This is a genomic window from Pseudomonas sp. 008 (assembly GCF_016861935.1).
In the GTDB taxonomy this organism is placed as follows: Bacteria; Pseudomonadota; Gammaproteobacteria; order Pseudomonadales; family Pseudomonadaceae; genus Aquipseudomonas.
Window position 1 is genome coordinate 800,248 of the sequence record NZ_BOMA01000001.1, and the last position, 20,939, is coordinate 821,186.

General features: G+C 61.2%; 11 protein-coding genes. 8 read left to right on the top strand and 3 right to left on the bottom strand.

The annotated features are described in order from the left end of the window. From treZ to JUI81_RS03550, 8 genes are all read left to right on the top strand, one after another. Nucleotides 1-1,797, top strand: a complete 1,797-nt coding sequence (gene treZ, locus JUI81_RS03515) for a malto-oligosyltrehalose trehalohydrolase (protein WP_204123741.1) — start codon at nucleotides 1-3, stop codon at nucleotides 1,795-1,797. Next, nucleotides 1,794-3,872, top strand: coding sequence for a 4-alpha-glucanotransferase (malQ, locus tag JUI81_RS03520; RefSeq protein ID WP_204123742.1), 2,079 nt, complete (start codon nucleotides 1,794-1,796; stop codon nucleotides 3,870-3,872). The genes treZ and malQ overlap by 4 nt, the downstream gene beginning before the upstream one ends. Further along, nucleotides 3,869-6,655: a malto-oligosyltrehalose synthase gene (locus JUI81_RS03525; RefSeq protein WP_204123743.1), complete on the top strand. Its 2,787-nt coding sequence runs from the start codon at nucleotides 3,869-3,871 to the stop codon at nucleotides 6,653-6,655. The genes malQ and JUI81_RS03525 overlap by 4 nt, the downstream gene beginning before the upstream one ends. 21 nt (nucleotides 6,656-6,676) lie before the next feature. Continuing rightward, complete coding sequence (locus JUI81_RS03530; RefSeq protein WP_019579259.1) at nucleotides 6,677-7,021, top strand: DUF2934 domain-containing protein; 345 nt, start codon at nucleotides 6,677-6,679, stop codon at nucleotides 7,019-7,021. 93 nt (nucleotides 7,022-7,114) lie between these two features. Beyond that, nucleotides 7,115-9,271 carry a glycogen debranching protein GlgX gene (gene glgX, locus JUI81_RS03535; RefSeq protein WP_019579260.1) on the top strand — a complete coding sequence of 719 codons (2,157 nt, stop codon included), beginning with the start codon at nucleotides 7,115-7,117 and terminating at the stop codon, nucleotides 9,269-9,271. A 394-nt stretch (nucleotides 9,272-9,665) separates the two neighbouring features. Beyond that, complete coding sequence (locus tag JUI81_RS03540; RefSeq protein ID WP_019579261.1) at nucleotides 9,666-10,424, top strand: PIG-L deacetylase family protein; 759 nt, start codon at nucleotides 9,666-9,668, stop codon at nucleotides 10,422-10,424. A gap of 244 nt (nucleotides 10,425-10,668) precedes the next feature. After that, nucleotides 10,669-11,469, top strand: a complete 801-nt coding sequence (locus JUI81_RS03545) for an endonuclease/exonuclease/phosphatase family protein (protein WP_019579262.1) — start codon at nucleotides 10,669-10,671, stop codon at nucleotides 11,467-11,469. A 426-nt stretch (nucleotides 11,470-11,895) separates the two neighbouring features. Further along, nucleotides 11,896-12,960 carry an autotransporter outer membrane beta-barrel domain-containing protein gene (locus JUI81_RS03550; RefSeq protein WP_019579263.1) on the top strand — a complete coding sequence of 355 codons (1,065 nt, stop codon included), beginning with the start codon at nucleotides 11,896-11,898 and terminating at the stop codon, nucleotides 12,958-12,960. Between the two features lie 107 nt (nucleotides 12,961-13,067). Here the strand turns inward: JUI81_RS03550 and glgB are convergent, their stop codons facing one another. The 3 genes from glgB to JUI81_RS03565 form a co-directional block, all read right to left on the bottom strand. Further along, the gene (gene glgB / locus JUI81_RS03555; protein ID WP_019579264.1) at nucleotides 13,068-15,299 is read right to left on the bottom strand and encodes a 1,4-alpha-glucan branching protein GlgB; all 2,232 of its coding nucleotides are present in this window, start codon (nucleotides 15,297-15,299) and stop codon (nucleotides 13,068-13,070) included. Between the two features lie 2 nt (nucleotides 15,300-15,301). After that, nucleotides 15,302-18,643: a maltose alpha-D-glucosyltransferase gene (gene treS, locus JUI81_RS03560; RefSeq protein ID WP_204123744.1), complete on the bottom strand. Its 3,342-nt coding sequence runs from the start codon at nucleotides 18,641-18,643 to the stop codon at nucleotides 15,302-15,304. A gap of 252 nt (nucleotides 18,644-18,895) precedes the next feature. Then, entirely contained in the window at nucleotides 18,896-20,893 is a 1,998-nt protein-coding gene (locus JUI81_RS03565; RefSeq protein WP_204123745.1) for an alpha-1,4-glucan--maltose-1-phosphate maltosyltransferase, read from the bottom strand. Nucleotides 20,894-20,939 lie beyond the last annotated feature (46 nt).

Here is a 20,939-nt window from a genome sequence, read left to right on the forward strand (position 1 = left end):
ATGCCGTTACGGACTCTTGAAACCTGGCCCCACGGCGCAATCATGCTGGACGCTGAACACACGCGTTTTGCCTTGTGGGCGCCAGATGCGTTTTACGTCAGTCTTGAACTGGAAAACGGACAATCCCTGCCACTGCTGCCTCAGGCCGACGGCTGGTTTGTGATCAAGACCCGCTGTCCCGCGGGGACCCTCTACCGCTACAACATCGATGGTGAGCTGGACGTACCGGACCCGGCTTCCCGCGCCCAGGCGGGCGATATCGGCGCCCCCAGTGTGGTGGTCGATCCCCTCGCCTATCGCTGGCAACACAGTGCCTGGCTAGGTCGGCCATGGAACGAGGCGGTGATCTACGAACTGCATGTTGGTGCGCTCGGCGGTTTCAGCGAGGTCGAGCAGCATCTGGCGCGCTTGGTCGAGTTGGGGATTACCGCCATCGAACTGATGCCGTTGGCGCAGTTTCCCGGCGAGCGCAATTGGGGCTATGACGGGGTTCTGCCTTACGCACCGCAGGCCTCCTACGGTTCGCCCGAACAACTCAAACACCTGATCGACACGGCCCACGGCTATGGCCTGGCGGTGATTCTCGACGTGGTCTACAACCACTTCGGCCCGGACGGCAATTACCTGCATCGCTATGCCAAAGGCTTTTTCCGCGAAGACCAACACACCCCGTGGGGCGCAGCCATCGACTTCCGCCGGCGCGAGGTGCGTGACTTCTTTATCGACAACGCGTTGATGTGGTTGCTGGAGTACCGTTTCGACGGCCTGCGCCTGGATGCCGTGCACGCCATCGAAGACCCGGACTTCCTTCAAGAGCTGGCGCAACGGGTTCGCCGGCAAATCGACCCGGCGCGGCATGTGTGGCTGATGGCGGAGAACGAGCACAACCAGGCCAGCCTGCTGGAGCAAGGTTTCGACGCGCAGTGGAACGACGATGGCCATAACGCCCTGCACGTGTTGCTCACCGGTGAAACCGACGCCTATTACGCCGACTATGCCCAAAACCCCACCGAACAACTCGCCCGTTGCCTGAGCCAGGGCTTCGTGTTTCAAGGCCATATCACCCGCCACGGTACGCCGCGCGGTGAGCCGAGCGGTCACTTGCCGCCGACGGCCTTCGTGCTGTTCCTGCAGAACCACGACCAGATCGGCAACCGCGCCTTTGGCGAGCGGCTGCATCAACTGGCCCGGCCTGAGGCCCTCAACGCCGCCACCGTGTTACTGCTGTTGTCGCCGATGATTCCGCTGATGTTCATGGGCGATGAGTTCGCCGCCGAACAACCGTTCCTGTTCTTCACCAGCCACCATGGTGAGCTGGCGGAGTTGGTGCGCGAAGGTCGACGCAATGAATTCGCGGCCTTCAGCGCCTTTGCCGACCCGCACAAACGCGAGCAGATTCCCGACCCGAACGCGATGCAGACTTTCGAAGCGTCGCGGCCGAAGCTGACCGCCACCCGGCAACCGGCCATTCATGAGCTGTATCGTCGACTGCTGCAAATCCGCCATCAACACATCATCCCGCAGTTGCCCGGCGCCCACGCGCTGGGGGCGCAGGTACTGGCCGAAGGCGCGGTGACGGCCCGCTGGCGGTTGGGCGATGGCCGTCAGCTGCGCATTGACCTGAACCTCAGCGACGCACCCGTGGTCCACTCCCCACAGGCCGACGCGACACTGCTGTTCGAATACCCGCCGCACTCGGCCGGTCTGTTGGATCAGGGCACCCTTGCCCCGTATTGCGCGCTCGTCAGCCTCACAGCCGCAGCCCCTTTGCTACCCCCGGATGGAGAGCGACCATGAGCGATGCGCAACTGGAAATACTGGCCAGCCAAGCCGGCCTGGCCGTCGACTGGATCGACGCCAACGGCCGGCCACAAAAAGTCACGCCGGCGGTGCTGCGCTCAGTGCTTATCGGGCTTGGCCATCCCGCCAGCACCGCCCAGGAAATCGACGCCAGCCTGCTGCAACTGCAGGAGGTGCAACAAACCCGGCACCTGCCGCCGCTGCTGACCTGCGACGTTGGCGTCGGTCTTGATCTGGCCCACTACTTCGCACCGCAAACCCCGTGTGAGATCCATCTTGAAGACGGCTCGCGGCTCAACCTCAAGCTCGATGACAACGCTGTGTTGCCCGGTTTGGTGCCGGTGGGTTATCAGCACGTCAGCATCGACGATCAGTCGTTCACCCTGGCGGTGGCGCCCGAGCGCTGCTACAGCGTCGGCGACGCCGTTGACAGTCAAACCCCGCGCGCCTGGGGCCTGAGCGTGCAGTTATATTCGCTGCGCCGCCCCGGCGATGGCGGTTTCGGCGATACCCAGGCCCTCGAAGATCTGGCCCGGGTGGCCGGCGAACGGGGCGCCGAAGCGTTGGCGATCAGCCCGCTGCATGCGATGTTCAGCGGCGACACCCAGCGTTACAGCCCTTACTCGCCGTCCAGCCGTTTGTTCCTCAATAGCCTGTACGCGGCGCCCGGTGCAATTCTCGGTGAGCGTGCCCTGCGCACCGCGATCGACGCCACCGACCTTGCCGCCGAACTCAAGCACCTCGAGGCATTGCCGCTGATCGACTGGCCCACCGCCGCCGAGGCCAAACATCGCTTGCTGGAAGCCTTGTACGAAGGATTCACCCACGGCGCACACCCCTTGCATGCCGACTTCAGCAGCTTCCGTCACGCCGGTGGCGAAGCGCTGGAGAATCATTGCCGTTTCGAAGCGATCCAGGAAACCCGGGCAAGGCGCGGTGAAAGCCTCGACTGGCGCGAGTGGCCCGAACAATGGCGTAACCCGCGTAGCGCCGCTCTGGCGCAATTTGCCGAAGAAAACTCGGCCCGCATCGGCTATTACGCGTTCTGCCAATGGCTGATTGCGCGCAGCCTGGAGCGCGCACAAACCGCCGCCCGTGGTGCCGGCATGGGCATTGGCCTGATCGCCGACCTGGCGGTGGGCGCTGACGGCGGCGGCAGCCAGGCCTGGAGTCGCCAGGACGAATTACTCGCCTCGCTGACCGTGGGTGCGCCACCCGACATCCTCAACCGCACCGGCCAGGGCTGGGGGATTTCCGCGTTTTCCCCCGAAGGTCTGGTGCGTAACGGCTTTCGCGCGTTCATCGAAATGCTGCGGGCCAATTTCGCCCATGCCGGCGGCCTGCGCATCGATCACGTCATGGGCCTGCAACGGCTGTGGGTGATCCCTAAAGACGCACCGCCCAGCGACGGAGCGTACCTTTATTATCCGGTGGATGATCTGCTGCGCCTTCTGACCCTCGAATCCCATCGGCATCAGGCCATCGTCCTCGGTGAAGACCTCGGCACCGTGCCTGATGGCCTGCGCGAAAAACTCATCACGCGCTCGATCCTCGGCATGCGCGTGCTGTTGTTCGAACAGGACAACACGCACTTCAAACCGATTCTCGACTGGCCGGACAACGCCCTGGCCACCACCAGCACCCACGACCTGCCGACGCTCAATGGCTGGTGGCATGGCCGCGATATCGATTGGAGCGCACGCCTGGGCCTGGTCGACGCCACGGGTGAAATCGAATGGCGTCAACATCGCGAACGCGAGCGTGAAGGCTTGCGCCGGGTGCTGAGCCAGGACCCGCAGAACTTTCGCGAAGAGCACCATGAAACCGATCAGGTGCTCGACGCCGCCATCCGGTTCCTCGGGCATACCCGCGCGCCGCTGGTGTTGCTGCCGCTGGAAGATGCCCTGGGTATCGAACAGCAAGCCAATCTGCCCGGCACCACCGACACCCACCCCAATTGGTCCCGCCGATTGCCCGGCGACAGCGAAAGCCTGCTCGATGATCCGGACGCCGCCCGCCGCCTGGAACTGCTCGCCTGTGCGCGACTTCAGGCGGCCGAGCGTGACCAATGAATCAACCGCTCAGCCAGCCGCTGCGGGCGACCCTGCGGCTGCAATTTCATAAAGGCTTCACCCTGGATCAAGCGGTGCCGCTGGTGCCGTATTTTTTCAGCCTGGGCATCAGTCATCTCTATGCCTCGCCGCTGCTCGCCGCCCGCGCCGGCTCCATGCACGGCTACGATGTGGTAGACCCGACCACGGTCAACCCTGAACTGGGCGGCGAAGCGGCGTTACGCCGTTTGGTCGTTGCGTTGCGCGAACAGCACATGGGGCTGATCCTCGATATCGTTTCCAACCACATGGCCGTCGGCGGGGGCGACAATCCCTGGTGGCTCGACTTGCTGGAATGGGGACGACTGAGCCCTTACGGCGAGTTCTTCGACATTCAATGGCACTCGCCCGATCCGTTGATGGAAGGCCAGTTGCTGCTGCCTTTTCTGGGCAGCGACTACGGCATCGCCTTGCAGGACGGCACCCTGCCCTTGCGTTTCGATGCCCGGCGCGGCGCCTTTCATGTCGAGCACTATGAACACCACTTCCCGATATGCCCCACCGACTACGGCGAACTGCTCAAGGCCGATGACCGATTGAATGCCGAGCAGGCTGAACGGCTCAAATCCCTGGCAGATCGCTTCGACACCTTGAGTTATCAGTCCGACGTGTACAGCCTGGCGATTCCACTGAAAGCCGAGCTACGGGAACTGGCCAGTGATCCGGCCATTCTGCACGCCATCCAGCACACCCTCGACACTTACGACTCGCTCACTCCCGACGGTTTCCAGCGCCTGCATAACCTGCTGGAGCGCCAGAGTTATCGCCTGGCCAGTTGGCGCACCGCGGCGGACGACATCAACTGGCGGCGCTTTTTCGATATCAATGAACTGGGCGGCCTGCGCGTCGAGCGGCCAGCGGTGTTCGAAGCGACCCATGCAAAAATCTTCGAGCTGGTGGCCGAAGGTCTGGTCGACGGACTGCGCATCGACCACATCGACGGCCTCGCCGACCCGCGGGGCTACTGCCGCAAACTGCGACGTCGAGTCGATCGACTGGCACCCGGCCGACACCTGCCGATCTACGTCGAAAAGATCCTCGGCGAAGGCGAAACCCTGCACCGCGACTGGTGCGTCGATGGCAGTACCGGTTACGAATTCATGAACCAGTTGTCGCTGCTGCAACACGCCCCCGAAGGCGCCCAGACTTTGGGCGAACTCTGGAGCCGGCACAGCGAACGGCCCGCCGATTTCCGCCAGGAAGCACAACTGGCGCGCCAGCAGATTCTCAACGGCTCCCTCGCCGGGGATTTCGAAAGTGTTGCCCACGCCCTGTTGCAGGTGGCCCGGGACGACCTGATGACCCGGGACCTGACCCTCGGCGCGATCCGACGGGCCTTGCAGGAACTGATCGTGCACTTCCCGGTGTACCGCACTTACATCAGCCCGTTGGGTCGCGCGGCCCAGGATGAGGTGTTTTTCCAGCAGGCCATGGCCGGTGCCAGGCAAACCCTTGGCGAGGCCGACTGGCCGGTGCTCGATTGCCTGGCCGGCTGGCTCGGTGGCCAACCCTGGCGCAAGCGCCCGGTGGGCCGTCCACGTAAACTGCTCAAGCATGCGTGCGTGCGCTTCCAGCAACTGACCTCACCGACGGCGGCCAAAGCGGTGGAAGACACCGCGCTTTATCGCTCGGCGGTGCTGCTGTCGCGCAACGATGTCGGCTACAACACCGAACAGTTCAGCGCCCCGGTTACCGACTTCCATGCCGCCTGCGCCAATCGCCTCGCCGAGCTCCCCGACAACCTGCTGGCCACCGCGACCCACGACCACAAACGTGGTGAAGACACCCGCGCGCGGCTGGCGGTGTTGAGCGAGCGCAGCGCTTGGTACGCCGAACAGGTCGAGCACTGGCGAACCCTCGCGGGCGAACTGCGCAGCGACCCCGGCGCGCCCTCGGCGGGCGACGAGCTGATTCTCTATCAAGCAATCCTCGGCAGTTGGCCACTGGAATTGTGTTGCGACGATCAACCTGCGCTCGAGGACTACGCCAAACGCCTCTGGCAGTGGCAACGCAAAGCCCTGCGCGAAGCCAAGTTGCAAAGCAGCTGGAGCGCGTCAAACGAGGTATATGAACAGGCGACCCACGGGTTTCTCGAACGCCTGCTGCTGAGCCACGAAGGTCAGCCATTGCGCGCGGCCATCGAGGCAGCCGCTCAACGCATTGCCGTCCCGGGTGCACTGAATGGATTGGCGCAAACCTTGCTGCGAATGACCGTGCCGGGAGTGCCGGATCTCTATCAGGGCAACGAGTTCTGGGACTTCACCCTGGTCGATCCGGATAACCGCCGGCCGGTGGATTACGTCAGCCGTCAGCAGGCCATGCACCTACCGCTTGACCTGCCCGCTCTGTTGGCGAACTGGCGTAACGGGCGCATCAAGCAAACCTTGATCGCCCGGGCGTTAAACCGACGTGCCGAGCATGCCGAACTGTTTCAAAAAGGCACTTATCAAGCCCTTGAAGTGATTGGCAGCCAGGCTCACCGGGTACTGGCGTTTGCTCGAGAATGGCAGGGAAAACGGGCCATCGTGGCCGTACCGATACGTTGTGCCGGACTGCTGGAAAACAGTGCCGCCCCCCAGATTGACGCGTCGCTGTGGGGCGATACCCGAATCAAATTGCCGTTCACGGCCACCGAAGAAAATCTGAAGGGACTTTTTACCAGCGTCGTAGTCACAAAACACAAGGAGCTGATGGTCGGCGCCGCGCTGGGGGATTTCCCGGTCAATCTCTTTACCCAAACTTGAGTTCAGTTCAGGAGCATTGCGATGAGTACCGACGAAAAACGCATTCGCGAATTTGCCTATCAAATCTGGGAATCCGAAGGAAAGCCCGAGGGTCAGGAAGCCCGTCATTGGGAGATGGCCTGCAAATTGGCCGAGGCCGAAGCCCTGGCGCCCGGCAAACCAGCCAAAGCCAGCGGCGGCAAAACCGCAAGCGCCAAGCCCGCGGCCGGCAAACCCGACGGCAAGCTGGTCAATGGCAAGGGCCTCGAAACCAAACCCCGCGCAAAGCCCAAAGCCAAACCCGCTGCTGCTTCGGCAGTGATCCCGCCGGGCGAAAAAACCACAGTGAAAAAGCCGCGCACCGCGCGTAAACCACCCGAGGTCTGACGCTTCACTGTCTTGTCCTGATTGACTTCGTGGCGAGTCCGCTCGCCACCGAGAGCGCATTCGCCCTCGAAAAAAAACGTTGCAGGAGCAGCTATGACCAGTCCAAAGAAAACCGCGCCCGAACCTCACGAGGCCTCGCGAATCCGAGAAGGCTTGCCCTTCCCGCTAGGTGCGACCTGGGATGGCCTGGGGGTCAATTTCGCGCTGTTTTCGGCTAACGCGACCAAGGTCGAACTGTGCATCTTCGACGATGCCGGCGAGGTGGAACTGGAGCGTATCGAGCTGCCGGAATACACCGACGAGATCTACCACGGCTACTTGCCCGACGCCCATCCGGGGCTGATTTACGGCTATCGCGTGTACGGGCCGTACGACCCGGCCAACGGTCATCGCTTCAACCCGAACAAATTGCTGATCGACCCCTACGCCAAACAGTTGGTCGGCCAATTGAAATGGTCCGAAGCGTTGTTCGGCTTCACCATCGGCCACCCCGACGCCGACCTCAGTTTCGATGAGCGGGACAGCGCGCCCTTCGTGCCCAAGTGCAAAGTGATCGACCCGGCCCACACCTGGGGCCATGACCATCGGGTCAGCGTGCCATGGGACAAGACGATCATTTATGAGACTCACGTACGCGGTTTCAGCATGCTTCACCCCGCCGTTCCCGAGAATCTGCGTGGCACCTTCGCCGGGTTGATGGTCGATGACGTGCTGGAACACATCCGCAAGCTCGGCGTATCGACTGTGGAGTTGCTGCCGATCCATGCCTTCGTCAACGACCAGCATCTGCTGCACAAAGGCATGACCAATTACTGGGGTTACAACAGCATTGCGTTCTTTGCCCCGGACCCGCGCTACCTGGCCAGCGGCAAGATCGCCGAGTTCAAGGAGATGGTCGCGCACCTGCACGAGGCCAATCTGGAAGTGATTCTCGACGTGGTCTACAACCACACCGCAGAGGGCAACGAACAAGGCCCGACCCTGTCCATGCGCGGCATCGACAACGCCTCTTACTACCGTTTGAGGCCCGACGACAAACGCTACTACATCAACGATTCCGGCACCGGCAACACCCTGGACCTGAGCCACCCGTGCGTGCTGCAAATGGTCACTGACTCGCTGCGTTACTGGGCCACGGAAATGCACGTGGACGGTTTCCGTTTCGACCTGGCAACCATCCTCGGCCGCTACCATGACGGCTTCGACGAACGGCACAGCTTCCTTGTTGCCTGTCGTCAGGACCCGGTGCTGCGTCAGGTGAAATTGATTTCCGAATCCTGGGACTGTGGCCCCGGCGGTTATCAGGTCGGGAACTTCCCGCCGGGCTGGGTCGAATGGAACGACAAATTTCGCGACACCGTGCGCGCGTTCTGGAAAGGTGACGACGGCCAGCTCGCCGACTTCGCCAGCCGCATGACCGCCTCCGGAGAGATGTTCAACCAGCGCGGCCGTCGACCGTATGCCTCGCTGAACTTCGTCACCGCCCATGACGGCTTCACCCTCAACGATCTGGTGTCGTACAACGACAAGCACAACGAGGCCAACGACGAGAACAATCAGGACGGCAGCAACAACAACCTGTCGTGGAACCACGGCGTCGAAGGCCCCACCGACGATCCCGAGATCAATGCCCTGCGCCTGCGGCAGATGCGCAACTTCTTCGCCACGTTGCTGCTGTCCCAGGGTACGCCGATGCTGGTGGCCGGCGACGAGTTCGCCCGCACCCAGAAAGGCAACAACAATGCCTATTGCCAGGACAGCGAGATCGGTTGGGTCAATTGGGACCTGAGCGAAGATGGCAAGGCGCTGCTCAAGTTCGTCAAACGCCTGATCAAGTTGCGCCTGGCCTATCCGATCCTGCGGCGCGGGCGCTTCCTGGTGGGTAATTACAACGAGGACATCGGGGTCAAGGACGTGACCTGGCTGGCCCCGGACGGCAGCGAAATGTCCAATGAGCAATGGGAAGAAGGCCACGGTCGCTGCATGGGCATACTGCTCGATGGCCGCGCCCAGGAAACCGGCATTCGCCGCAAGGGTGCCGACGCAACCCTGCTGCTGGTGGTCAACGCGCACCATGACATCGTCAACTTCCTGCTGCCGGAAGTGCCTGACGGCGGTTTCTGGACCTGCATGATCGATACCAATCAACCGTCGATTCGGGGCCAGGAACGTTTTGAGTTTGGTCGCCAATACTCGGTTACTGGCCGTTCGCTGCTGTTGTTTGAACTGCAGCATGAGGAAGAAGAGTGAAAGTGATCGCCATAACATCTGTAGCAGCTGCCGAGCCTGCGAGGCTGCGTTCGGCTGCGAAGCAGTCGTGAAGTCAAACGATGCGATCTTGCAGATATACCGTGCACTCAGGTTTTACGGCGGCTGCGCAGCCGAACGCAGCCTCGGCAGCTGCTACCAAGGGACGGTTTCGGTGACTTTTTGCGAACCCCGACACAGCCAGGGTTAAAAAAACGGCATCAGACCAAAGGCTGAGGCGACGAATAGCGTTTCATGGGCAATACTCTGACCGCGGCAATCCAGGGTTCGGAGCGCCGCACATTGCTATCTACCCGCCTTCACGGGTCTGCCAGGCTTGCGTCCTTGCAAGCATTGCGCACGACTGAGGGCCAGACAGAACAAGGATGTAGCGCCTATGAAACCGGTTTCCATCAGCGAAAACAGCTTGTCTGCGCAGATCTGGAACAGCGCCCCACAACTGGACAACATCCCCGTCATCAACACCGAAACACTGGTCCCGACTGGAGCTCGCGCGGTGGTGATCGCCCCGCATCCCGGTGATGAAGTGGTGACTTGCGGCGGCCTGCTGCAACTGTTGTGCTCCCTTGGTCATCCTCTGCAACTGATCTCGATTACCGATGGCAGCGCCAGCCATCCGGGGTCGCGACAGTGGTCGGAAAAACGCCTGAGCGTGTTCCGCCCCCAGGAAAGTGTCGAAGCCTTGCGCCGGCTAGGCTTGCCGATGCACAGCCTGAAGTGGATTCGCGGCGGCTTCACCGACAACGCTCTGGACGAGCGGGAGTCAGAATTGACCCAATTCATCGTCCGCTACCTGCGCCCCGGCGATGTGGTGTTCACCACCTGGCGCGAAGACGGCAACGTCGACCACGACGCTGTCGGCCGGGCCAGCGCCAGGGCCGCCGCCCTGGTCGGGGCGACGCTCAACGAAATACCGGTCTGGGCCTGGCACTGGCCGATGCGCGACCACGGGCAACTTCCTTGGCATCGCGCGCGCAAGCTACGCCTCGACACCTGGACTGTCGCGCGCAAAAGCCACGCCACCTATGCCTACGCCAGCCAGCTCGACGGCGAACCGGCGATCGGCATCGCCCCGCTGCTGCCGCGAGTGATTCTGGAACGCATGCGGTTGCCGTATGAAATTGTGTTTGTCTGAATGACTCGAAGAATGTTTTCTGTGGCGAGGGGGCTTTTGTGGCGAGGGGGCTTGTCGGAACGCCGCATCGCCCCGTTCGGCTGCGAAGCAGTCGCAAAGCTTTTGGGGCCGCTTCGCGACCCAACGGGGGCAAGCCCCCTCGCCACAGTAGCCCGCTCCCACATGGATTGGCGTAGCTCAAACTGAACTGCTCGCCCACGCATCAGTCGCATACATACAGCAGCCCTGATTCAGAGGAGTGAACGTGACCCACGATGCCGAACGCCAAGCCGTCGAATCAGTGCCATCGAACACGCCCCCGGCGATTCGCCGACTCAGAGTACTGACGGTCAATACTCACAAGGGTTTCACCGCCCTCAACCGACGCTTCATCCTCCCGGAACTGCGCGAAGCGGTACGCAGTACGTCGGCGGACCTGGTGTTTTTGCAGGAAGTGGTCGGTGAGCACGACCGCCATTCTTCCCGTTACAACGACTGGCCACCGACCTCGCAGTACGAATTCCTGGCCGACAGTATGTGGAGCGATTTCGCTTACGGTCGCAACGCGGTCTACCCCGACGGCCATCACGGCAATGCCCTGCTGTCGAAATACCCGATCCGCGAATTTCGCAACCTCGATGTCTCGATCACCGGCCCCGAGCGGCGCGGTTTGCTGCACTGTGTGCTGGATGTGCCGGGCCATGCTGAAGTGCATGCCATTTGCGTGCACCTGAGCCTGTTGGAAAGCCATCGACAACTCCAGCTGCAGTTGCTCTGCCTGTTACTCGAATCGTTGCCAGACGACGCCCCGGTAATCATTGCCGGCGACTTCAACGACTGGCAGTTGCAAGGCAATGCCACCCTCGCCCAACGCGACTACCTGCATGAAGCATTCGAACGCCACCACGGCCGCCCGGCGAAAACGTACCCGGCACGGTTTCCCCTGCTGCGCCTGGACCGTATCTACCTGCGCAATGCCAGCAGTCATGAGCCGCGCATTCTCGGCTACAAGCCCTGGACGCACCTGTCGGACCATTTGCCGCTGGCGGTGGAGGTGCGCCTGTAGCACCGTCAAGCGACAGGCGCCAAGAACTGCTGCCTGAAGCAGAAAAAATGACAGTAATCACGTCACGGACTTGCTCATGAATTTTGCACTGCTCATCTGTCACGCAACCGATAGCCCACTACCCAACACGTCTGGATTGCACCTTTCAGGATGATTTTTCGCACAAACAACAACTTAGATCAGCGCCAAAAATCAGTCACTTACAGACTCTAAAATAGCCATACCACTTATCGGCCATTTTCTTGACGCGACACCATCGGTCTTCTTAGCTAGTCCTTACTACCCCCGGAAATCCATCAGGGGCAAGCCTCCAGACACCCGTAAAACGGGCGGGTCGGACCTTGCCTCAATCCATTCGGTCGCCCCTCATTCGGGGTAGGAGAGACGCCACAGCGAGATACGCATGCGATTGCAAGGTAGACCTCCATGAGAACTTCATTCACCCCACAAGAGATAAAATTCACTTTTTGCGTTGTCTCCGGTTCACTCCTGCTGTGCTCATCCATGGAGGTGCGAGCGTCGTCTGCCGAGGACGAAACAACGCCCTGGTACAGCCAGCAACCGCCGACAATTACCTTGCCCTTCGGCTTGGCCACGTATCCCGACCGCTTACGCGTCAACTCAGACTTACCCAGCTCACGCCTGACGATCGAAGACGCTGCGCCCCTGGCCTGGGACCACGCCTATGGCCCGACGTCGCGGCAGGCCCAAACCGATTATCTGGCCCAGGGCACGATCCCCGGAGCCAGCGAATTCAAAGGCCCGGCGCTCCTGACCGTGCAAAGCAACAGCGGTAGTACCCAACGGGTCGGACTGATCGGCGGCACCGCTCAATTCCAGGGCAACGACAACGGCCTGCTGACCAGCCGCGCCCTCGCCGACCCCAGCCACGACACGCTCAACCTTCAAGGTCAAAGCCTTGGTGCCTACTGGAGCCTGACCGGGCCGCAAGGCTGGCACGTCGACTTGACGGCCAGCGGCGGCCGGGTCAGCGGTTTTAGCCGCAACGACCAGGGTGTGCGACAAACCACCGAAGGCAGCGCGATGACAGTGTCGGTGGAAGGTGGTTTCCCGATAGGCCTGAGCGAAAACTGGGTGGTTGAACCCCAGGCGCAGTTGATCAATCAACGCATCACGCTGGATACGCCGTATGCCGGGTCAGGCAACGCCTCGTCCAGCGACCTGACGTCCTGGAGCGGACGGGTCGGTGCACGCTTGAAAGGCAGTTACGATATCAATGGCTTGCCGGTCGAACCCTATGTGCGGACCAACGTGTGGCACACGGTGTACACCGGTAATACCGTGAGCCTGGATCAGGTCGACAAAATCAGCAGCAGTCGCAATTCATCAACGGTGGATGTGGGTCTGGGATTAGTGGCCAGAGTGACGCCTTTGGTCAGCCTGTACGTCAGCGCCGATTACAGCAGCAATGTGGATGACAATGATTTGAATGGGTTGATTGGTAGCCTTGGGGTGCGGATGCGTTGGTAAAAAATCAAAAGATCGCAGCCTTCGGCAGCTCCTACAGTTCAACGTTGTCCCGCCCACCTGGGGCGACCCGATCCTGTAGGAGCCGGCGAAGCCTGCGATCTTTTCGATCAACCCTCCGGTCGCAGGATCAACACCGCCAACGGCGGCAAATTCAACACCAGGGAAAGTGCCTGCCCATGGCTCGGTTCCTCCTCGGTGAACACCCCGCCACCGTTACCGTAATTGGACCCGGCATAGGTGTCGGCGTCGCTGTTGATCAACTCGACCCAGCGCCCGGCAAACGGCACGCCGACGCGGTAGGACTGACGCGGCACCGGGGTGAAGTTGGCCACCACCAATACCGGCCTGCCCTCCTTGCTCCAGCGTAGCCAGGCATAAACGCTGTTGATCGCGTCGTCACCGATCAACCACTGGAAACCCTGCGGTACATCGTCTTGATCGTGCAGGGCCGGCTCTTCGCGATACAACCGATTCAAGTCGCCGACCAGTTTGCGCACACCCTGGTGTTCCGGGTATTGCAGCAGATACCAGTCCAGTTGCTGATCGTGATTCCACTCGCGCCACTGGCCGAACTCGCAGCCCATGAACAACAGTTTCTTGCCCGGATGGGTCCACATGAAACTCAGGTAAGCCCGCAGGTTGGCAAACTTCTGCCAACGGTCGCCGGGCATTTTGTCGATCAGCGAATGCTTGCCGTGTACCACTTCGTCGTGGGAAATCGGCAGGATGAAACGCTCGGACCAGGCATACACCAGGCCGAAACTCAGTTCGTTGTGATGATGAGCGCGGTACACCGGATCCTGCTGAATGTAATGCAGCGAATCGTGCATCCAGCCCATGTTCCACTTATAGGCAAAACCCAGCCCGCCCTGTTGCGTGCTCTGGCTGACACCCGGCCACGCGGTGGATTCCTCGGCAATCACCAGTGCACCCGGCGCTTCCAGGGCCACCACGTCGTTGAGATGACGCAGGAAATCGATGGCCTCCAGATTCTCCCGACCGCCGTGACGGTTGGGCACCCATTCGCCGGCCTTGCGCGAGTAATCGCGATACAGCATCGACGCCACTGCGTCGACCCGCAGTCCATCGACATGGAAATGCTTGAGCCAGTGCAGCGCCGACGCCAGCATGTAGCCGTGCACCTCGGTGCGGCCCAGGTTGTAGATCAGCGTGTCCCAGTCCTGGTGAAAGCCCTCCATCGGGTTGCCGTATTCGTACAGCGCGGTGCCGTCGAACTGCGCCAGGCCATGGACATCGGTGGGGAAATGCGCCGGCACCCAATCAAGGATCACGCCGATTTCGGCCTGGTGACACGCGTTGACGAAAGCGGCGAACTCATCCGGCGAGCCGTAACGGGCGCTCGGGGCAAACTGCGACAACAATTGATAACCCCAGGAGCCACCGAACGGATGCTCCATGATCGGCATCAGTTCGATGTGGGTGAAACCCAGCTCTTTGACATACGGAATCAGCCGCTCGGCCAACTCGGGCCAGGTGTACTGACGGGCGACTTCGCCCAGGTCATCCAGCTCGCATTGCCAGGAACCGGCGTGCAACTCGTAGATCGACAGCGGTGCACTGGTTCGCTGACGCTCGCCCCGCGACTGCATCCAGTCCTGATCCTGCCAGTCGACTTGCAGCGGCGAAGCGACTTTCGACGCGGTGTCTGGCGGCAGCGCTGTGGCCAGGGCCACCGGGTCGGCCTTGAGCGGCAGAATGCCGTGGGCGCCGAGGATTTCGTATTTGTAGGCCTCCCCCGCTTGCAGGCGCGGGATGAACAACTCCCAGACCCCAGTGGGATGGCGCAGGCGCATCGGATGCCGACGACCGTCCCAGACGTTGAAATCGCCGACCACCGAGACCCTTCTGGCGTTCGGCGCCCACACGGCGAAGCGCACACCCTCCACGCCATCGACCGTCTTCAACTGCGCGCCGAGGCAACTGCTCAGGTCGCGGTGATTGCCCTCGGCGAACAGGTACAAGTCCATCTCGCCGAGTAACGGGCCAAAGCTGTAAGGGTCTTCGGCCAGTTGCTCGCCGCCGGCCCAACGGGTCCGCAACAGATAGGGTTGGGCCCGCTCGAAGTGCCCGACGAACAACCCCGGAGTCTGGGTCGCCTCAAGGCTGCCGAGTTCTTCCCCGGACGCCTTGTCCACCACCTGCACGCTCAAGGCGTCCGGCAGATAGGCCCGTATGAATTGCCCGCCAGCGCCATCGCTGTGCGGGCCGAGAATTGCGAAGGGATCCTGATGTTCGGCGCGTACCAATGCGTCGATGTCCCGCGCCCTGGGCAGCAGCGCCTCTTTAACGTGCCCCTGTTCCTTGTTCGAGAAACTCATGACTACTCTCCACCAAGATCGGAAAAGGGTTTAAGCCCACTCAATAATCCATATAAACCGTGTAACGGCACCGGTAGCCAGGTGGGGCGATTTTCCGCCTCATAAGCCACTTCATAAGCCGCCTTCTCCAGCCCGAACAACGCCAGCGCAGCGTCCTCGCCTTCGGGATCTTGCCATGCATGAGCAAGACTAGCTGCCGCCAGCCGATAAGCGTCGACAAATGATTGTCGCGCCTCTTTCAAATAGCGATCGGCGACCCGTTGACGCGCCGCCTGGGCATCCGCCGTGTTGTCGACGTTGTGTACATTTATCGCCATCGCCGCGGCGTAATCGAAGGAGCGCAACACGCCGCTGACGTCTTTATAGGGGCTGTGTTTACCGCGGCGTTCACGCAGCGGCCGCGCGGGTTCACCCTCAAAATCGATCAGGTAGGCATCGCCCTTGATCACCAGCACTTGCCCCAGGTGCAAGTCGCCATGGACGCGAATACGCAAGCCGCCAGCAGTCTTTTTACCCAACTCCTGAACATGACCGAGAATGGCTTTTTTGTTGTCCAGCAATCGGCTGACCAACGTCTGGTCCGCCGCGCTCAGTTCTGTTTGATGTTGCTTGAGCAGCTTCAGTGCATGCTCCAGCTGCGCCGCCACGTCCTTGGCCGAGGCCAGGGCATCTTTCTGACTCATGATGTGTGGGGCAAAGTCCGGGTTGGCGCTCGGGGTCGCCAGTACCTGATGCATCTCCCCCAGGCGCTGGCCGAGCATGCCGGCAAAATCCTTCAGCTCGCCGAGGGCGTTGTAGTGCTGCTCCTGCTCGGACACGGCATCGGCGAGCTCATCGCGAAGCGCCCGTTCGAGGTTGTTCTGGGTCCACTCCCACGCGTCGCCCTGATTGCTCAGGTAACCTTGGGCAATCATCAACAGCGTGTCCTCACCCGCCGCATCGCGACGGATCACTGCCCCCAGCAGCGGCGAAATATTTTTGAAACCGGCGTGGGTCAGGTACGCGCTCATTTCCAGTTCCGGGTGTACCCCTGACGCGACCTTGCGGATCAACTTCAACACCAGACTGGCGCCGATCACCACCGAACTGTTGGATTGCTCTGCAGACAGGTAACGCACTTCCGACTCGGCACTCAGCCCCAGTTTGGCCAATTCGTCGGTTGGCTCGAAACGGATCTCGCCTCCGTCCGACGGCAGCACCGTGCTGGCCTGCAACCCTTGCAACACCGCATGAACAAAGCTGTCGAGGCTGAAGGCGTCAGTGATCAGGCCGACCTGGCGACCGCGCCGGACCCTTGCCAGCGCCAATTGCTGCGGCAACGCCGCGCCGACCTGCTCCTCGGAAATAAAGCCGAACGGCAACTGATAGCGGCTGGTCTGGCCAGCGCTGGTAACGTCGATTTCACTCAACAGCACTGGATGCTGCGGGTCGCCGAAGCGCACGCCGTAAGCGAGATTGACGCTGTCGATGGTGCCGTCCTTGCCGGCGAACCAGCGGCGATTCTGCAACCAGCTCGGCAAAATGCCCTGCTCCAACGATTGCCGGGACGGTGCTTCGAGCAGCTCTTCCATGCGTTTCATCAGCACCAGGGTGGTGAAATCCGGCAGGCTTTGCGCCGGCTCCACGTGCCAGCTCGGCATCTGGTTCTCCGCCGCCAGGCCGAACCAATAGAAGCCGTAAGGCGCCAGCGTCAGCAGGAAATTCAACTGGCCAATCGGCGGAAACGCATTGCCGCCGAGCATCTCCACAGGGACCATGCCGACATACGCCGACAAATCCAGCTCCGCTGCTTGCGCGCTGCGGGACACGTTGGCCACGCACAAAATGATCTCGTGCTTGCCGTCCGCGCCAGTGAATTCGCGGGTATAGGCCAGAATCCGTCGATTGCTCGGCGACAGCATCTTCAGCGTGCCGCGACCAAAAGCCTTGGACTGCTTGCGTATCGCGAGCATGCGCCGGGTCCAGTTCAACAATGAATGAGGATCACCGGCCTGGGTTTCGACGTTGACCGACAGATAGCCGTATTGCGGGTCCATGATCGGCGGCAACACCAGGCTGGCCGGGTCGGCGCGGGAAAAGCCGCCGTTACGGTCGATTGACCATTGCATCGGCGTGCGCACACCGTCGCGGTCGCCGAGGTAGATGTTGTCACCCATGCCGATTTCATCGCCGTAATACAAGGTCGGCGTTCCGGGCATCGACAGCAGCAGGCTGTTGAGCAGCTCCACACGGCGGCGATCACGCTCCATCAGTGGCGCCAGACGCCGGCGAATCCCCAGGTTGATCCGCGCCCGACGGTCGGCCGCGTAGTAGTTCCACAGGTAATCGCGCTCCTTGTCGGTGACCATTTCCAGGGTCAATTCATCGTGGTTGCGCAGGAAAATCGCCCACTGGCAGTTGGCGGGAATTTCCGGGGTCTGACGCAGAATGTCGGTAATCGGGAAACGATCTTCCTGGGCCAGCGCCATGTACATGCGCGGCATCAACGGGAAGTGAAACGCCATGTGGCATTCGTCGCCGTTCTGGCCGCTGGCGTCGGTATTGCCGAAGTACAGCTGTGTGTCTTCCGGCCACTGATTGGCCTCGGCCAGCAGCATGCGATCGGGGTAATTGGCGTCGATCTCGGCGCGGATCTGCTTGAGGACGTCGTGGGTCTCGGGGAGGTTTTCGTTGTTGGTGCCGTCGCGCTCGATCAGGTACGGGATCGCGTCCAGCCGCAGGCCGTCGATGCCCATGTCGAGCCAGTAGCGCATCACCGACAGCACCGCTTTCATCACTTGCGGGTTGTCGAAATTCAAGTCCGGCTGGTGGGAATAGAAGCGGTGCCAGAAGTACTGACCGGCCACCGGGTCCCAGGTCCAGTTGGACTTTTCGGTGTCGAGGAAGATGATGCGGGTGCCGTCGTATTTCTGGTCGTTGTCCGACCAGACGTAGAAGTCGCGGGCCGCCGAGCCGGGTTTGGCCTTGCGCGCACGCTGGAACCAGGCGTGCTGGTCCGAGGTGTGGTTGATGACCAGTTCGGTAATCACCCGCAAGCCACGTTTGTGGGCCTCGGAGATGAAGCGCTTGGCATCGGCCAGGGTGCCGTAATCGGGGTGCACGCCACGGTATTCGGCGATGTCGTAGCCATCGTCACGGCGTGGCGAGGGGTAGAACGGCAACAGCCAGATGGTGTTGACGCCCAGATCGGCAATGTAATCGAGTTTGGCGATAAGGCCGGGAAAGTCGCCGATCCCGTCATTGTTGGAGTCGAAAAAAGACTTAACGTGAACCTGGTAGATCACCGCATCCTTGTACCAGAGCGGGTCTTTGATGAAGGTGGCTGACCTGGGTTTCTTCGCCATTTGTAACTCCTGTTGAATTCGAGTTCGTCATGAGCCGAAGGCTGCGTCCGGCTGTAGCAGCTGCCGAGCAGCGCGAGGCTGCGTTCGGCGGCGCAGCCGTCGTAAAACATGAGTGCACGGTATATCTGCAAGACCGCGTCGTTTGATTCACGACTGCTTCGCAGCCGAACGCAGCCTCGCAGGCTCGGCAGCTGCTACAGATCGCACTTGCCGCTTCACTTACCGGTACAGGAGAAAGCCCCCTTACCACCCTCAGGAATGAGTAATCCGCCAAATCCCGAACGGCAGATGCCACGGCTCGATCCGCATGAACTGGTACTTGCCGTGCCAGGTCCAGCGATGGCCGTTCATCAAGTCTTCGCCTTGGGTGCTGGCATCGTCGGGCAAGCCCATTTCCCACAATGGCAATTCAAAATTCGCTTCCTGGGCGTTATTCGGATCGAGGTTGACGGCCACCAGAATAAAGTTGCTGCCATCCACGCTGCGTTTGCCGAAATACAGAATGTGGTCGTTCCAGGCGTTGTAGACCTTCAGGCCCAGATGCGTATGCAGCGCCGGGTTCTGCCGGCGGATACGGTTGAGCTGGGCGATTTCGGCAATAATGTTGCCCGGCGCGGTGAAGTCCCGTGGGCGGATCTCGTACTTCTCGGAATTGAGGTACTCCTCCTTGCCCGGCACCGGTGCCGCTTCACACAGCTCGAAGCCCGAATACATGCCCCATAACCCGGACCCCATGGTCGCAAGCGCCGCGCGAATCAGAAAACCGGGGCGCCCGGAGTCATGCAGGAATGCCGGGTTGATGTCCGGCGTATTGACGAAAAAATTTGGTCGGTAGCATTCGCGCCACGGCGACTCGTTGAGTTCGGTGAAATAGGTCGCCAGCTCGGTCTTGGTGTTGCGCCAGGTGAAATAGGTGTAGCTCTGGGAGTAACCGACCTTGCCCAGACGCGCCATCATTGCCGGCGTGGTAAAGGCTTCCGCCAGAAATATCACATCGGGGTACAGCGCCCGCACATCGGCGATCAACCACTGCCAGAACGGCAACGGTTTGGTGTGGGGGTTATCAACGCGAAACAGCTTCACGCCCTCTTCGACCCAGCCCACCACGATGTCGCGCAATTCAACCCACAGGCTGGGAATCGCGTCCACGGCATAGAAATCGACGTTGACGATGTCCTGATATTTCTTCGGCGGGTTCTCGGCGTATTTAATCGTGCCGTCCGGCCGCCAGTTGAACCAGCCCGGATGCTCTTTGAGCCACGGGTGATCCTGGGAACACTGAATCGCAAAGTCGAGGGCCACTTCCAGCCCATGTTCGGCAGCCGCCGCGACGAGCCGGCGAAAGTCTTCGCGGCTGCCCAGCTCCGAGTGAATCGCCTCATGCCCGCCTTCTTCGCTGCCGATGGCGTAAGGACTGCCCGGGTCGTCGGGGCCGGCGGTCAACGAGTTATTCGGGCCTTTGCGGTAGCTGCGGCCGATCGGGTGGATCGGCGTGAAGTACAGCACGTCGAAGCCCATGTCCTGAATCATCGCCAGTCGCGTATGCACGTCATTGAAGGTGCCATGACGGGTCGGATCATCAGTGATCGAGCGTGGGAACAATTCATACCAACTGGCGAACTGCGCCAACTCCCGCTCCACGTCCACCGGGTATTCAGGACTCAGGCTCACGAAAGGACGATGATCGGCCTGGGCCATCAAGTCCGCGCTGCGTTGGTGCAGAAACAGGGCAACCTGCTCGGTTTCGAGCAGACCGGACAATTCACGGTGCAACGCTGTCAGCTGCTCGCTGAGGTGGCCTTCGCTGCGTTCGGCTGCCTGCTGGACGTGCAGGCGCCCTTCCTGCAATTCCAGGCTGACCGACATGCAGGCCCCGTGCTTTTTTTTCAGCTCATAGCAAAAACTGGCGTACTGATCGATCCAGGCATCGATGCAGAACGTATAGCGTCCCTGCTTCTTGACACGGAACTGGCCCTGCCAGCCGTTATTGCCCAACTCGGCCATCACCTCGCTCTGCCAGGTGTCGTCGCCTTCGGCACGCCAACGGATGCGCACGGCCAGTTTGTCATGACCGTCGGCAAACACTTTGCTGGTCACCACCACGTCCTGATCGACCACGGCTTTAACGGCAAATTGCCCGCCATCGAGGGTCGGCATGGTGTTTTCGATCACGATACGCGGCAGCAGTAACGCCTGGGACAGCGGTATATGCGGGTTGTAGCTCAGTTCTGTGGGTTTTTCAGCGGTCATCGAGCATCTCTCCTTACGCCCCAAGGACGCTCTTGTGCCTGGTCAT